Origin of the sequence: Seongchinamella unica (assembly GCF_004354085.1) — a bacterium.
Taxonomy (GTDB): Bacteria; Pseudomonadota; Gammaproteobacteria; order Pseudomonadales; family Halieaceae; genus Halioglobus; species Halioglobus unicus.
The window spans coordinates 1,458,321-1,473,025 of the sequence record NZ_SMSE01000001.1; the positions used below are offsets into that span (position 1 = coordinate 1,458,321).

Here is a 14,705-nt window from a genome sequence, read left to right on the forward strand (position 1 = left end):
AGTCCCTGCATTCGGGCCTTCGCCGGATTGACGAGGGAAACCAGCATTTGCTGTTAATTTGCCTCCGCGGGAATGACGGATTCTGCCGTGGCAGCGGTTGCCGAGGAAAACCAGCCCCGGGTGTTATTGGCAAATTTCACCAGCGACAGCATCACCGGCACTTCTACCAGTACCCCCACCACCGTTGCCAGGGCGGCGCCGGAATTCAGGCCGAACAGGGAAATGGCAACGGCCACCGCCAGTTCAAAGAAGTTACTGGTGCCGATCAAGGCAGCGGGTGCCGCCACATTGTGTGGCAGTTGCAGCCGTTTGGCCGCGAGGTAGGCCAGGAAGAAAATGCCGTAGGTCTGGATCAGCAGGGGGATGGCAATGAGCAGAATCTGTTCCGGGCTGGCGATGATCGTTTGCGCCTGAAAGCCAAACAGCAGCACCACCGTAGCCAGCAGGCCGCTAACCGAAAGCGGCTTGAGGCGATGGACAAAGTCCGAGACCTCGTCGTGCAGGACGCGGCGGGTGAGGTAACCTGCCACCAGTGGCAGTACCACGTATAACAAGACCGACAATAACAGGGTTTCCCAGGGCACGGTGATGTCGCTGACGCCCAGCAGCAAGGCTGCGATCGGTGCGAACGCGAAAATCATGATGATGTCGTTGACCGAAACCTGGACCAGGGTGTAATTGGGATCACCCCGGGTCAGCTGGCTCCAGACGAACACCATGGCAGTGCAGGGTGCGACGCCCAGCAGAATCATGCCGGCGATGTACTCGCCTGCAGTTTGTGGATCCACCAGGTCGGCGAAAATAACCCGGAAGAACAACCAGCCGATGGCGGCCATGGTGAAAGGTTTTATCAGCCAGTTGATCACCAGGGTAAGCGCCAGCCCGCGGGGTTTTCTGCCCACGTCCCTGATCGCTGTGAAATCCACCTGGATCATCATCGGATAAATCATCAGCCAGATCAGCACGGCAATCAGCAGGTTGACCCGGGCGTATTCCCAGCTGGCGATGGTGGCAAAGGCGTCGGGGAAAAGATTACCCAGGCCGACCCCGGCGATAATACAGAGGCCTACCCAGAGGCTCAGGTAACGTTCAAAAATACCCATCAGCTCTCTCCCAGGCGCTTGCATAGCGCCAGCAATTGTTCGCTGTCCAGGCTGGCCGGGCCGGCGGCCAGCACCTGTTCGAGGCGCCCGTGCAGCCGCTCTATGGTGTGCCGGAATGCGGCGGCGACCTCTTCTTCCGTCCCCTCTATGCGCGACGGGTCCTTGAGCCCCCAGTGCACCCGGGGGCTGCGGTTGAACCAGATCGGGCACTGCTCGCCGGCGGCCTGGTCGCAGACGGTGATCACCATATCGGGCCGCCAGTCCTCGTAGTCGTCCCATGACTGGCTGCGCAGGCCATCGATGCTGATGCCTGCCTCCTGCAAATAGCGCAGCGACAGCGGGTGAACCTCGCCGGCAGGCTGGCTGCCGGCGGACCGGGCCTCGAGGGCGTCAGCTCCCAGGCTGTTGCACACGGCCTCGGCGATAATACTGCGGCAACGATTGTGGGTGCAGATGAACAGCAGCTTCATGTCGTTGCCTCACACAGTTGGCGGTTGCGTTGCGGCCGGTCTCCCATGGCCAGCAGGCGCTTGCAGCAGCAGGCAGTCAGCTGGCCATTGTCGTCGGCGGTGTTTTCGATCACCGCGTGCACCCAGTCGGGGAGTTCGCCGTTGATGCTGTAATAAACCCACTGACCGACGCGGCGTGTGGTGAGCAGGCCACAGTCCCGCAGCTGCGCCAGATGCCGTGACACCTTGGGCTGGCTGAGTTCCAGGGCAGAGGTCAGTTCGCATACGCAAAGCTCCCCCTGGTCCCTGATCAGCAGGACAGTTTTGAGGCGTGTTTCTTCGGCCAGGCATTTGAACAGGGTCAGTGCGTCCATGATTCCTCCGGCAATTGCGCGGCAATATATACACAAAATCATATATATGCAAATATGAATATGCGGTTTCGACCGCTAGTGCTTGGTCTGGCCCTCGCCTGGCGCTAGGATGGTGGTTCTATCCCGGCACAATATGACAGCAGGAGTACTATCATGAACAAACGTGTGGCTATCGCAGGCATTCTACTGGCCGGGTTCGTGGCCTGTACCCAGGCCATGGCCCAGTGGGAGCTGGATTCCGAGCACTCGGCCATCAACTTCATTTCCGTGAAGAACGCCGCCATCGCCGAGACTCACAGTTTTGGCGGCCTGGTGGGCTACATTGGCAAGAGCGGCACGGTGCAGCTCAACATCGACCTGGCGAGCGTGGAGACCCTGATCCCGATTCGCAACGAGCGTATGCGGGAGCTGCTGTTCGAGACGGCTGACTTCCCCAATGCCACTGTTGTCGCCGAGATAGATCCGGCGATTCTGGCCGAGGTCGCGAAGGGTGGCACCGTCAGCACCGAGGTGCCGGTCCGGCTAAGCCTCCACGGCGTGGAAGATGAACTCCCGGTACCGGTGACAGTGTTCAGTGATGGCGGCAGCCTCAGCGTGGTGAGCTCCAGACCGGTGATAATCAATGCCGCTGACTACGGTTTGGCCGCCGGCGTGGAAGCCCTGCGCAAGATCGCCGGACTGAACACCATCAGCACCGCCGTGCCGGTGACCCTGAACCTGCATTTCAGTCATGTACCCCAGTGAGGTTGAGCATCTACAGCTTGAACTGAATGGCATCAACCTGCATCTGGCCTGTCAGGGGACCGGGCCACTGGTGGTTATGTGCCATGGATACCCCGGCCTCTGGTACAGCTGGCGACACCAGATGGTCGCGCTCGCCCGGGCGGGCTACCGCTCGGTGGCGCTGGACATGCGGGGCTATGGCCGCAGTAGTCGGCCCATCGATGTAAACGCCTATGGCTTTGATCAACTCAGCGCCGACGTGCTCGGAGTCATGGACTACTTCCAGGAAGACCAGGCCGTGCTATTGGGGCATGACTTTGGCGCCAACCTCGCCTGGTACATGGGCATTTATCACCCGGACCGGCTGCGCGGCATTGTCCCCCTTTGTGTGCCCTACGATATGGAGCTCGCCGGGGGGTGCGATATACCTCCCAGCGAACTTTATGCCGCGATTGCCGGCAGACACTTTTTCCACATGCACTACTACCAGCAGCCGGGCGTGGCAGAGCAGCACCTGCTGGGCCGGGAGAGAGAGTTTCTTGAGCGCCTGTTCTGGGCCCTGTCCGCACAGGGTGAATTACTGAGCTGGGAAAATTATCCCAGCGAGGGCACCCAATACCTGGATGTCCTCTCGCCCCCGGGACGGCCACTCCCCTGGCCCTGGCTCAGTGTCGAAGACATGGATTATTACGTGCAGGAATACCTGGCCGCGGGCCCGCAGCTTGCTTTCACCGGGGGCGCTAACTCCTATCGGGCAATGGATCATAACTGGCGACTGACTCGCGACCACGCCCACGCCGAGCTGACTCTGCCTGCTCTGTGGGTGGGTGGGGAACAGGATCCGGTGGTCAAACTAGCGGGAGATGCCCCCTTCGCCCACATGCGCAACAAGGTGCGGGACTTGCGCGGCCTGGTGCTGTTGCCGGATGCAGGGCATTTTATCCAGCAGGAGCAGCCGGCGTTGTTGAACGCCCTGCTGATCGAATTCCTCGCCAGTCTCTAAACCGCTACGCCCGCCTGCAGATGCAGGAACTTCTGCACACCCTCAAAGAACATCTGCACGGAGATGATGACCAGGATCATACCCATCAGGCGCTCTACCGCGATCAGGCCGCGATTTCCCAGCGCCTTGAGCAATAGTGGCGCGCACATCAGTATCACCGCGGCCGCCGCCCAGGCGCCCACCAGGGCCAGAGTCCAGTCGAACATGCGGCTGGGGTCGGATGTCACCATGAGCATGGATATAGCCAGTGCCGAGGGACCGGCGACCATGGGGATAGCAAGGGGTACGATGAACGGTTCTCCTTCCGGAGTCTCGCCCATAAGTCCATAGGGGGACGGGAAAATCATCCGGATCGCGATCAGGAACAGGATGATTGCCCCGGCTATGCTGATGGATTCCTGGCGCAGGCCGAGCAGGTTGAGGACCGTCTCTCCCCCCCAGAGGAAAATAAGCAGGACGACCAGGGCGATAAGCAGTTCGCGGGCCAGTATCCACTGCCGGCGCTTTTCGTCCACATCCTTGAGGATGGACAGGAACACCGGGATGTTCCCCAGCGGGTCCATGACGAAGAGCAAAGTGATAAGGGCCGATATCGTGTCCATTATTTCCAACCGTAGTCCTGGCCGACCAGATCATACAGCTTCTGGTTATAGGGCGCGAAAAATGCGCGCAGAATCTTGCGGGTCTTTCCCGCCAGCGGCGGATACTTTTCGGGTGCCGCCCAGTCGCCAGCGGCGCTGCCCGCATAATGGCGCCTGAGTTCATCGTCACTCGAAAAATCGTGGTAATCGAGACCCAGGAACTCGGCGGCCCTGGCCATATGACCGGCGGGATCGCGGAAAAATGGCTCCGACTGCATCACCAGGATTTGCTCCCGGGGGTACAAGCGCAGCCAGCGTTCCAGTTGATCACAATAAATGGATCGGAACACATAACTGGTGTAGTAAAAGGCCTGCAGGTCTATGTCTGCCCGCAGCGGGCGCTGATTCCGGTGGCGGTTGTGGAGGGTGAAATTCAGTGTGTTTCCGCGCTCGTCCTGGCAACAGGCTTCGATCGTACCTGCGGGATGTTCGAAGCCGCGGTTATGGGCTTCCAGCAGCGCCGGTGCCTCCTCCATCTCCGCCTTGACGATGTCCTCAAAGCGCTGGTCGTCTTCCAGCCCGCTGCGTTGCGACATGATGAAGTGGGAGTAGGCACGATCGATGGGATTGCGCAGTAATACGATGATTTTCAGCTCTGGAAGCTGGCCCCGCAAGCGCCGGCCTACCAGCGGGTGCAGCAGTGAGGACGTGGAATAGTCGCCGCCGATGATGTCAGCACTGCCGGGCCTGGCACAGGGCTTCACGTTGCGGAACAGGGACTGGTACTGGCGGGCGTCAGGTTTGCGCCAGGACCAGAAGTTGGGTTCCTTGACCACCCAGGGTAGTACCTGGGGATGAGCCGGGAAGTAGGCGGCGAACGACGTGGTGCCACACTTGGCGCCACCGGCGAGGAGGAAGTCCGGTTTGGGCAGGTCCTCGTGCAGGCGAAACCGCGGGTCGTCGATGGCCAGTGACAAATCGGAGACTGGGCTATTCATATCCGGGGGAAAAATGGGAAACTGTAGGTGAGTATAGCCACCTGTCGACTGATAAGCGACGCACCGCCCGATGTCTGATACCGCATTCCGAAAGCTCGCCGCCACCCGGCGGGTACATTGTCGTCAGCAGGAGAACCCATGACCCGGGTGGAACAGCCGGTCTTTATCCTGGCGGCACCGCGATCCGGCAGCACCTTGTTGTTTGAGACCCTCAGGCATTGCCAGGCCCTCTGGAGCCTCGGCGACGAAGGACACGGGGTGATTGAGCGACATCGTGAACTCAGCCCCAGACCCTTTAGCAGCGACTCCAACCGTCTGACGGAGGCGGACCTGCCCACGGCGCTGGCGCAACAGCTGCGCCAGGACTTTCTGGCCGCGCTGGTGGATCATCGCGGCCAGGCGCTGCCGCGTTCCGGGAATGGCACGGTGCGGATGCTCGAGAAGACCCCCAAGAATATCCTCCGTGTGCCGTTCTTTCTGGGCCTGTATCCGGACGCCCGGTTTATCTACCTCTACCGCGATCCGCTGGAAAACGTCAGCAGCATCATGGACGGCTGGCGATCGGGTCGCTTTACCACTTATCTTGACAAGACCACGCCTCACGGCACCTGGTCGTTCTTGCTGCCACCGGGCTGGGAACAGGTCAGGGAGCGGCCGCTGGTGGAGATTGCCAGCTACCAGTGGACCGCGTGTCACCGCCATGCCTTGCGGGACCTGGGCCGGCTCGATGACAGCCGCTGGTGCGCTGTCAATTTTTCGCGTTTTCTGGCGAACCCGGAAGCAGAGGTCCAGCGGCTGTGTGATTTCATGGCGGTACCCATGGACGCAGGCCTCAGGCGCCATTGTCAGCAGGACCTGCCTCTGTCCCGCTACACCCTGGATCGGCCCGCTGTGGCGAAGTGGCGGCGTAATGAGGCAGCGCTGGCGACTGTGCTGGATGATCTCGCGCCAATGGTGGACCAAATCAATCGCTTTTGCGCCGGCCGGGCGGCGCCTCTGCTGCCGCCGCAGATCCGGGAAGTGCCAGCGCAGGCAGCGGGACGTAAAATGGGTCGTAACGAGGTCTGCCACTGCGGCTCCGGCCGACGGTTCAAACACTGCCATGGGAAAATCTGAATGAAGCTGGATGCCGAATTTTATCGACTGCCCTACCGCTTTGACGCCCAGCGTCTGGTGCAGGAAGTCGAGTCTGTGCCAGACAGCAGCTGGATCGAGCATCCCGATCGCCATCGCGGCAATATGGCCTTGCCGCTGATCTCCCTGAACGGTGAAGACAACAACCTGTTTCACGGGCCGATGCGCATAACCCCTCATTTGCAGAAACTGGAATACATTCAGCAGGTACTTGCCAGCCTCGGCGAGGTCTATGGCCGCAGCCGCCTGATGCAACTGGCCCCCGGCTGTGAGGTGCCGTTGCATACCGACACCAACTACCACTGGTACAGTCGGGTACGCATTCACGTCCCGATTACCACCACCCCCGAGGTGATTTTTCACTGCGCCGACAAGCAGGTGCACATGGGAGCGGGCGAGTGCTGGATCTTTGATGCCTGGCAACAACACCGGGTCACCAATGACAGCGACCAGACCCGCGTTCACCTGGTATTTGACACTGCCGGGTCGTCCCGGTTCTGGGATATGGTGGCCGCCTCGGAGCGCCCCTGCGATACTGATGGTGCCGCACAACTGGAAGACCGCTACGTGCCTTACCGCCCCGGTGCCCGGGTGCAGGTCATGACGGAAAAGTACAATGCCACCCCGGTTAAGTCTCCCGGGGAGGTGGATGGCATGATCAACGACCTGATCAGTGACTACGAGGCGGCGGCGGGCAATGACCCGGCAATTATCGCTGAATATAACCACCAGTTGCGACGCTTTGCCCGCGACTGGCGCATGTTGTTCAGCCTTTTCGGTTACGAGCCCCAGGGACAGGAACAATACAATGGCCTGATTCACGCCTCTGCCGCTGCTCTGGAAGCCTTCCCGGGCAGCCTGGTGACTGCCAGCAATGGCCAGGACGTGCGTTCGATTTTCTATCACCGGGTACTGGATGCGGCGCTGGAACCGGACCGGTTGGCGGAATTTCTGCCCTCCGCGCCCGTGGCAGCGGAATCTCGGGGGGAGGCGCCGCGTCGACTGGGTCGCAACGAACCCTGTCACTGTGGTTCGGGCAGGAAATACAAGCATTGCCACGGTTGACCTGGCGGGGACCATAACGGGAAAAATATGCCTGCAAATAGACCAATAGTGATCGCAGCCGGGGAGGCTAAATTCCGTGTTCGATTCTGAACTGCGGCGCCTGGCGGATGCCGGTAGTGCCGAACACCAGTGGAAACTGTCGCTTGCCTATCAGCAGTCAAAGCGGCCGGCCAGGGCGAGCCGTTATTTTCGCAAGGCGCTTGAACAGGGCTATCCGGAAGCGATTATCCATCAACTTCAGCAATGGACCTCGGTTCCCGGCGAGTTTGCCAACTTTACCCGCGCGCAGCAGTTGCTGGACAGGTATCCGGCCATGGAGGAACTTGTCCCCTGGCGTTGGCGGCTGGGGGTCATAGCCGGTAGCCTGTCCACTGAACAGGAAATCGAGGCGGCACGGGAGCAGCTCAGCCGGGGCAACCCCTGTGCCCTGCGTTACCTGGCGTTGCGTTGTGCCTTTGCCGGCCTGGATGTGGCGGCCCGGGCTTTGCTGGAGCGGGCGGCAGCGGGCGGCGACCTGTGGTCACGGCGGATCCTGGATGATGACGCGGTCGAGTCCCTGCCGCCGCTGCGGTCGGCGAAGGGGTTAACGACCTCGGGTGTGGCGGATGGCTGGGAAGCGGCTTTTGCAGACAGCAGCGATCGCGGGCAGCGGGAGGAGTTACACGCCAATCCCCGCCTGTACCTCAGTCGGGGCTGGCTGCCGGTGCTGGGTTGCCGGCTGCTCGCCACTGTGGCGGAAGCGGAATTACGACCGAGCCTGACCTATGATGCCCGCAGCGGGCGGCAGATCAATAGCGCCTTCCGGACCAGTCACTCGATGACATTCATGCCCTGGCTGGTTGACCCGTCGATCGCCTATATCCAGCGGCGGCTGGCTGCATTTTGCGGCAGGGCGCCGCGCCAGTGTGAGGTGTTGGGTCTGCTCCGCTATGGGCCGGGACAGGAGTACAAACTGCATTACGATGCGTTTGCACTGGACCAGCCCGGGGTCGATGAGCTGATGCGGGACGGCGGTCAACGCACGCGAACCGCGCTTATTTATCTGAACGCGGGTTATGTCGGTGGCGAAACCCGCATGGAAAACCTGGACCTGGAAATTGCGGGCGCGGTCGGTGACTTGCTGGTATTCGATAATGTGGACGAGCGGGGCCAGCGTCACCCGGATTCCCTGCATGCAGGCAAACCCGTTTTGCAGGGCAGCAAGTGGCTGGCCTCCCAGTGGTTTCGGGAAGATCAGACGGAGTTCACGCGGCAAATGGGGTGGTAATCGCCAGCCTGGGGGTCATGTGCCAAATGGTATTATGATTTTCAGGAATAGTAGGGCGCCTGGCTCGACCCTCGGAAGCGGCAAAATAGTGGTAGACTAGCAGGAGTGCGCCCTGGAGGTAGTCCACAATGGTTGTGCGGTTCTTGTCGATGTTACGTCTGCTCCTGCTGCCCCTGGTCCTGACGGCGTGCGCGGTGCAACCTGATACGCTGGCGCCCGCAGCCCTGACCCCGCAACAGGCCCTGGAAAGCCCCGCCCTGGCGCTGACCGGAGAGGCGCGATTACCCTCGGTTGACCTGCTGGCAGTCAATGAAGAAATGCGTGAATTCCTGCGAGAGCAGGTACCGGAAGACGCCAGCAGGCAGCGCAAGGTTAAACTGATTCTCCAGGCGATCCTCGATGATGGCCTGCAACTGGACTATAACAGTTTCAAGACCCTGACCGCGGAACAGGCGTTTTATCAGCGCCAGGGCAACTGCCTCTCCTTTACCAACCTGTTCGTGGCCCTGGCCCGGGAAGCGGGGCTGGACGTTGAGTACCAGGAGGTTGATGTGCCGCCAAGCTGGGACCGCTGGGGCAATAACCACCTGTATAACCGCCATATCAATGCCCGCGTGCGTTTACCCTTCAAGGGCGATCAGGCGGTGGATTTCAACATGAGAGACTTCGACGTTGAATACACCCGCAAAAGAGTCTCAGACCAGTACGCCAGGGCGCTCTACCACAACAATATGGCCGTTTACTGGCTGGGAGAGCAACAGCTGGACCAGGCCTATCTCAGCATTCGCGAGGCGATATCGCTTCACCCTGGAACCGCCTTTTTCTGGACCAATCTGGGCACTGTGCACAGTCGGATCGGCGATGCTGCCAGGGCAGAGGCGGCCTGGCTGGAGGCGGTACGACTTGCCGAAGAACCCTCGGCCATGAGTAATCTGGCCCGTTTTTATGAGCGCCACGACAAGCCGCAACTCGCCGGGTATTATGCCGATGCCGTAGAGGGCTACCGGCGCAAAAATCCCTACTACCTCTACAGCCAGGCTGAGCAGGCTTATGAAATGGGTGAGTACGAGGAAGCGCTTTCCCTGCTCCGGCGTGCGGTGAAAATTCGCGATGACGAGCATGAGTTTTATCGCCTGATGGGATTCAGCCAACTTTACCTGGGTGATGAGGCCGCTGCCCTTGACAGCTTCGAACAGGCGGAAGCCGTCGCCGACAATGAGATTGACCGACATCGTTACAACCAGAAGCAACGCCTGATGGCGCAGGTGGCACATTAGGTATTGATGAAACAACGCCCCCGACCCCAGAAACTCACATCGTTAGAGCAATCGCAGTTAGCAGAAGCACAACGCCTGTTTGATGGCGGGCATTTTGCTCCCGCGAGGGAGCTCTGCGCCCGGTTGCTCAGTCGCAAGCCGAGAGCACCAGAGCCCCTCTTGTTGCAGGCCTGGATATGTGCAGAGGAGGCGGACTTCTTTGCTGCCCAGCAGGCGGTAGAGCGGGCTGCCGCCCTGTTACCGACAGACCCCGGGGTGCAGGCCTGGGCGGCACAGCTTTGTTCCGATGCGGGTGACCTCAGGGCCGCCGAAACCTATGAACAGCAGGCGCTGAAGCTGCAAGCGACAGATCCGGCGGCGCTCAGGAGCCTGGCGGCCAGCTTTACCAACGCAGAGCGTTATTTAGAGGCCCTGCCCTGCTACCAGCGCTTGCTGCAGTTGGAACCCTGGAGCGTCGGCAACTGTATGAACGTGGCCTATTCGGCCCGTTTTGCCGGTGACATGGCGCTGGCTGAAAAGCTACTGCTGGAAGTGCTTGACCACGACCCCGGCTTTTTCCAGGCCCAGTTCGCGCTCTCCCAACTGCGCACGGCGGATCCCGGGCAAAACCATATTGACTGGTTTGAAGCGTCTCTGGCGGCCAACCGGGATAAGCCCCAGGCGAGAAGCTTTCTCGGCTATGCCCTGGGCAAGGAGTATGAGGACCTGGGCGACTTCGAGCGGGCCTTTGACCGTTACAGCCTGGCTGCAGACTCCGTCAGCAGAAACCGGAAACAGGTGCAGGCCGATATTGAGGTGATCCATCGACTGCGAGAGCAGTCCAGTGCGTTGCCCGCGGTGCCGGACGGTGAGGCGGGGCAGGGCATGGTTTTCATCATCGGACTGCCGCGCACGGGGACCACCCTGCTGGACCGTATTCTGGGAGGCCACAGTTGCATCGAGAATTCCGGCGAGCTTCTCGCCTTCCCGTTTTCCACCCATCGCTGCCTGGGGCTGACAGTCAGGGGCGCCATGTCATCCGGGCTGCTGGATAAACTGGCCGGCCTGGATTATGACGAGCTGGGCCGGGCCTATCTGGCCTGCCTGCCGCAGCGGCTGTTGCAAACGGGTTTCATGACCGACAAGAACCCCATCAACTTCCTCTACGCTGGCCTTATCGCCAGAGCGCTGCCCGCGGCGAAGATCATCCACATCCGGCGTCACCCAATGGATTCCTGTTTCAGTAACTTCAAGCAACTGTTTGCCCCGGGAGCCTATTTGCACAGCTACGATTTGCCGGCAATGGCGGCTTACTATTCCGCCTATTCGGCGCTGGCCGAGTTGTGGCAAGACACCCTGGGTGATCGCTATCTGGAGGTCTGTTACGAGGACCTGGTGGTTGATTATGAGCGGGAAGCCCGGCGCTTGCTCGCCAGTTGCGGACTCGACTGGGAGGATGGCATCAGGCAGTTTTTTGCCCGCCGGTCGTCTGTGGGCAGTGCCAGTTTTGCCCAGGTCCGGCAGCCGGTCTACTCGACTTCGGTCGCCAGGTGGCGCCAGTTCGAGTCGCAACTACAACCCCTCAGGCAGGCGCTGCTGGATCAGGGCATCCCCGAATCAGCATTGGCCTAGTACAGCCGGCGCACTACCGTGCGGCCCCGTCCAGCCGCTTCAGTCAAATCCTGACCAACCCGATTGTCATCGCGGCGCCCGCCGGGATGACGGATAGCGCTGAGCAGCAGCAGTTGGCGATTTACACTGCCTGAATTCAGCATCGGCGATGCCCCAGCCAAAGACAAAAAAAGGCCGCTTCCCGGGAGAAGCGGCCTTTGATCGGCAGGATTTATGCTGAGTTTAGAAGCTCAGGGTAATCCGCGCATAGTAGAAACGACCGATGCTGCCAGTGTAGGTGTGGTCGGTATTGAATGCGAACGCACTGTCAATAAACGGTGGTTCCTCATCAAATACGTTGTCCGCACCCAGTGACAGGCGGGTGTTCCACTGGTCGATGTTGTACTGGAGCTGCACGTCGTGCGTGGTGTAGGACTCAATGCTGCGCTGAGTGATGTTTTCACCCGGGCCCTGGTGCCACCACAGGCCTTCCAGGTTCTCTTCTACACCGCTGGTGTAGTGAGTACGCCAGCTGGCAGACCAGTTGTCCATCATCCACTGCAGGGTCAGCAGGCCGCGATTACGGGCGAACATACCGTCGCCGAAGTCGTTGCCGTTGTCATCCCAGTAGAAACCGGCATGACTCTTCACTGAGCCGTCAGCTTCAGTCTTGTCGTACTCGATCAGGTACGTCCAGTCCAGGCTGGCGCCGAAGATACCAAAGGCCGTTTCCGGGAACTGGGTCTGGAAGGACAAATCGACACCTGAGGTCTCGATGCGACCCGCGTTGGTGTTGAGGTCACCCACAGTGATGATGTTACCCCAGACTGAGGTCTCGGGACCGAAACGCTGGATGGTGTCACAGTAAGCACCGGAGGTGTAACAGCCTGTCAGGCGCGTCTGCGTGCCCGCAACGGTAACCGGGTTCTTGATGTCGATATCCCAGTAGTCAAGGGTCATCGAGGTGCCGCCCCACAGGTCGGGTTCCCAGACCAGGCCGAAGGTGTAGGTATCCGCAGTTTCCTCTTCCAGATCGGGGTTACCGCCCTGGTCGGAAGGAATCTGGGTTACGCCACCGCTGTCATAGCCGCCAGCCGGAACGCCGTTGGCAATACAGTTGGCATTGGCATCGGTGGCACAGGGGTCAACCGCAACCGGGAAGGTCCGGAACTGGCCCTGGTACAACTCGGGAATGGACGGCGCGCGGAATGACTCACCCGCGGTACCGCGGAAGGTCAGGCTGTCCAGAATCTGCCAGCGCAGGTTCAGCTTGGAGTTGGTGGTGTCACCGTAGGTGCTGTAATCACTGTAACGGGTAGCGAAGTTCAGCTCCAGGTACTCAACCAGGGGCAGGTCGGACAGCAGCGGGATGTTGAACTCGATAAAGGCTTCCTCAACATCGTAGCCACCGCCAGTGTTCTGTGACACGCCAGCCGTAGAGGTGCCCAGCAGCTGGTTGGTATCAACCACCTGGGAACCATCAAACCAGTGCTTCTCCAGACCGAAGGCGATACCCAGCGGACCGGCGGGCAGGTCGAACACATCCCCGTTGGAAGCGGCAAAGGTTACCGACTTCAGCTCGTTCTTGCCGTTGGTGAACGCGTTGTAGTTCTTGGAGACATAGGCCAGCATCTCCTGGGTCACCTGGTTTTCGGTGCCCGGCAGGCCGAAGATATTCAGCGGTACACAGCCCGCGATAGCGGCATCGGGAGAGGCACCGCACTGCAGGACGCCCTCGTCGTCGAAGTGGGTGGGCCCAACCGCTTCAGCTACGCGGTCCAGGTTGAAATAGCCTTCCAGGTACTGCGAGGAGTTGTTCTCGCCGTAACCGCCGGCCAGTTCCCAATCCCAGTTCCAGGAGGTGCCTTCCAGGGCGATGTGCAGCTGGTAGGTTTCGGTCTGGAAGTTGCTCGCGCGACCGCCGGTTTCTTCCATCCGGCGGCGCCAGTCGTCGATCTCGAAGGTTTCTCCGGCTTCGTTTTTCGGGCCGTACTGCTGGTTGTACCAGTTGTCAGCAGAGTAGGGAGCGGGCACACCGAAGAATACCAGCGGCGCCAGAGGCTCCGGAGCACTCAGGGTCTGGGATTCGCTGTGGGAGTAGAAACCATCGGTTTTAAAGGCCACGTCTTCCAGGAAGCCGAAGTCACCGAACTCGTAGGTGGCGGCCAGGTTGATGCCCCAGCGCTCGTTGGGGGTGACCAGGTAGTTAACCGGCTGGTAGTTGTAGTTGTCGGCGCTGGTACGGGGGCGCCAGTCACCGCCTTCTTCACCGCGAGTATAGCGGTTGCCGGTAGTGGGGTCAGCGTGGTTGCCCCAGGGCGGCGCGGAGGAGCCACCGGGTACGCGGGGGTTGTTCGGCTGCCAGTAGGGCTTCCACCAGTAGTCGTTCTCTGAATACTCTCGGTCGCCAGCCCAGACGGTTTTCTGGTTGTTCCACCAGCCGGCTACCACGGCGTTACCCTTGTCGCCGGCGACGCCCAGGGTGAAGTCCATGCTTTCTGTGTCACCGTCACCTTCGCCGTATTCGCCGTAGTAACCGTTGACTTCGAAGCCCTGGAAATTACGGCGGGTGATGAGGTTGACCACACCGGCGATCGCGTCGGAACCGTAAACGGCGGAGGCGCCGTCCTTCAGTACTTCTACACGCTCGATCATGGCGGTGGGAATGTTACCCAGGTCCACCGAGTCATCGGCGCCCAGGCCGCTGGCCACGACGCGCTTGCCGTTCAGCAGCACCAGGGTGCGGTTGGCGCCCAGGCCGCGCAGGGAGAAGGTCACACGACCCTCACCACCGTTGTTGACGTTGGTGTTGGTGGCGGAACCGGCAGATGCCGTGATGTTGCGCAGGATATCACCCACGTTATTCACACCCATCATGTTCAGTTCGCTGCGTTGCATGACGGTGACCGGGTTGGCACCTTCAAGGTCGGGTCGGGAGATACGGGAACCGGTAACAACAACTTCTTCCAGTGCTCCCTCTTGTGCACTAGCCACCTGCGGTATTGCTGCGGCAGCGCCAAGGCCCATGGCGGCGGAGACCGCGAGGGTGAGACGATTTTTTCTCAACATAGGATTACCCCTGTAATTTATGTCTAAGCATGCTTTTTATTCAGGTGACTGCGGATAGTCACCGAACACCCA

13 protein-coding genes are annotated in these 14,705 nt (G+C 60.4%); 7 read left to right on the plus strand and 6 right to left on the minus strand.

Annotated elements, in window-relative coordinates; genetic code table 11:
- Positions 1-53: 53 nt before the first annotated feature.
- From arsB to E2F43_RS06455, 3 genes are read right to left on the minus strand one after another with little or no spacing between them, the layout of a single operon-like run.
- Positions 54-1,103, minus strand: coding sequence for an ACR3 family arsenite efflux transporter (arsB, locus tag E2F43_RS06445; RefSeq protein ID WP_133210726.1), 1,050 nt, complete (start codon positions 1,101-1,103; stop codon positions 54-56).
- The gene (locus tag E2F43_RS06450; protein ID WP_133210728.1) at positions 1,103-1,573 is read right to left on the minus strand and encodes an arsenate reductase ArsC; all 471 of its coding nucleotides are present in this window, start codon (positions 1,571-1,573) and stop codon (positions 1,103-1,105) included. The genes arsB and E2F43_RS06450 overlap by 1 nt, the downstream gene beginning before the upstream one ends.
- Complete coding sequence (locus E2F43_RS06455; protein ID WP_133210730.1) at positions 1,570-1,926, minus strand: ArsR/SmtB family transcription factor; 357 nt, start codon at positions 1,924-1,926, stop codon at positions 1,570-1,572. Before E2F43_RS06455 ends, E2F43_RS06450 begins: the two co-directional genes overlap by 4 nt.
- A 153-nt stretch (positions 1,927-2,079) precedes the next feature.
- Between E2F43_RS06455 and E2F43_RS06460 the strand changes: the two genes are divergently transcribed.
- Positions 2,080-2,670, plus strand: coding sequence for a YceI family protein (locus E2F43_RS06460; protein WP_133210732.1), 591 nt, complete (start codon positions 2,080-2,082; stop codon positions 2,668-2,670).
- Entirely contained in the window at positions 2,657-3,652 is a 996-nt protein-coding gene (locus E2F43_RS06465) for an alpha/beta fold hydrolase (protein WP_133210734.1), read from the plus strand. Before E2F43_RS06460 ends, E2F43_RS06465 begins: the two co-directional genes overlap by 14 nt.
- Here E2F43_RS06465 and E2F43_RS06470 read toward each other — a convergent pair.
- Complete coding sequence (locus E2F43_RS06470) at positions 3,649-4,254, minus strand: YhgN family NAAT transporter (RefSeq protein WP_133210736.1); 606 nt, start codon at positions 4,252-4,254, stop codon at positions 3,649-3,651. The genes E2F43_RS06465 and E2F43_RS06470 overlap by 4 nt on opposite strands.
- Positions 4,254-5,231, minus strand: a complete 978-nt coding sequence (locus tag E2F43_RS06475; protein WP_133210738.1) for a sulfotransferase domain-containing protein — start codon at positions 5,229-5,231, stop codon at positions 4,254-4,256. Before E2F43_RS06475 ends, E2F43_RS06470 begins: the two co-directional genes overlap by 1 nt.
- A 138-nt stretch (positions 5,232-5,369) precedes the next feature.
- Here E2F43_RS06475 and E2F43_RS06480 point away from each other — a divergent pair, with 138 nt between their 5' ends.
- The 5 genes from E2F43_RS06480 to E2F43_RS06500 all read left to right on the plus strand — a co-directional run bounded on the left by E2F43_RS06480 (position 5,370) and on the right by E2F43_RS06500 (position 11,585).
- The gene (locus E2F43_RS06480) at positions 5,370-6,347 is read left to right on the plus strand and encodes a sulfotransferase (RefSeq protein ID WP_133210740.1); all 978 of its coding nucleotides are present in this window, start codon (positions 5,370-5,372) and stop codon (positions 6,345-6,347) included.
- Positions 6,348-7,430, plus strand: coding sequence for an aspartyl/asparaginyl beta-hydroxylase domain-containing protein (locus E2F43_RS19195; RefSeq protein ID WP_133210742.1), 1,083 nt, complete (start codon positions 6,348-6,350; stop codon positions 7,428-7,430).
- A 76-nt stretch (positions 7,431-7,506) separates the two neighbouring features.
- Positions 7,507-8,697: a prolyl hydroxylase family protein gene (locus E2F43_RS06490; RefSeq protein WP_133210743.1), complete on the plus strand. Its 1,191-nt coding sequence runs from the start codon at positions 7,507-7,509 to the stop codon at positions 8,695-8,697.
- Positions 8,698-8,846: 149 nt separating this feature from the next.
- A complete protein-coding gene (locus tag E2F43_RS06495; RefSeq protein ID WP_165954207.1) occupies positions 8,847-9,974 on the plus strand; it encodes a transglutaminase-like domain-containing protein in 1,128 nt (375 codons plus the stop codon).
- 6 nt (positions 9,975-9,980) lie between these two features.
- Positions 9,981-11,585, plus strand: coding sequence for a tetratricopeptide repeat-containing sulfotransferase family protein (locus E2F43_RS06500; RefSeq protein ID WP_133210747.1), 1,605 nt, complete (start codon positions 9,981-9,983; stop codon positions 11,583-11,585).
- A 222-nt stretch (positions 11,586-11,807) separates the two neighbouring features.
- Here the strand turns inward: E2F43_RS06500 and E2F43_RS06505 are convergent, their stop codons facing one another.
- Complete coding sequence (locus E2F43_RS06505) at positions 11,808-14,633, minus strand: TonB-dependent receptor (RefSeq protein ID WP_133210749.1); 2,826 nt, start codon at positions 14,631-14,633, stop codon at positions 11,808-11,810.
- Positions 14,634-14,705: the final 72 nt, after the last annotated feature.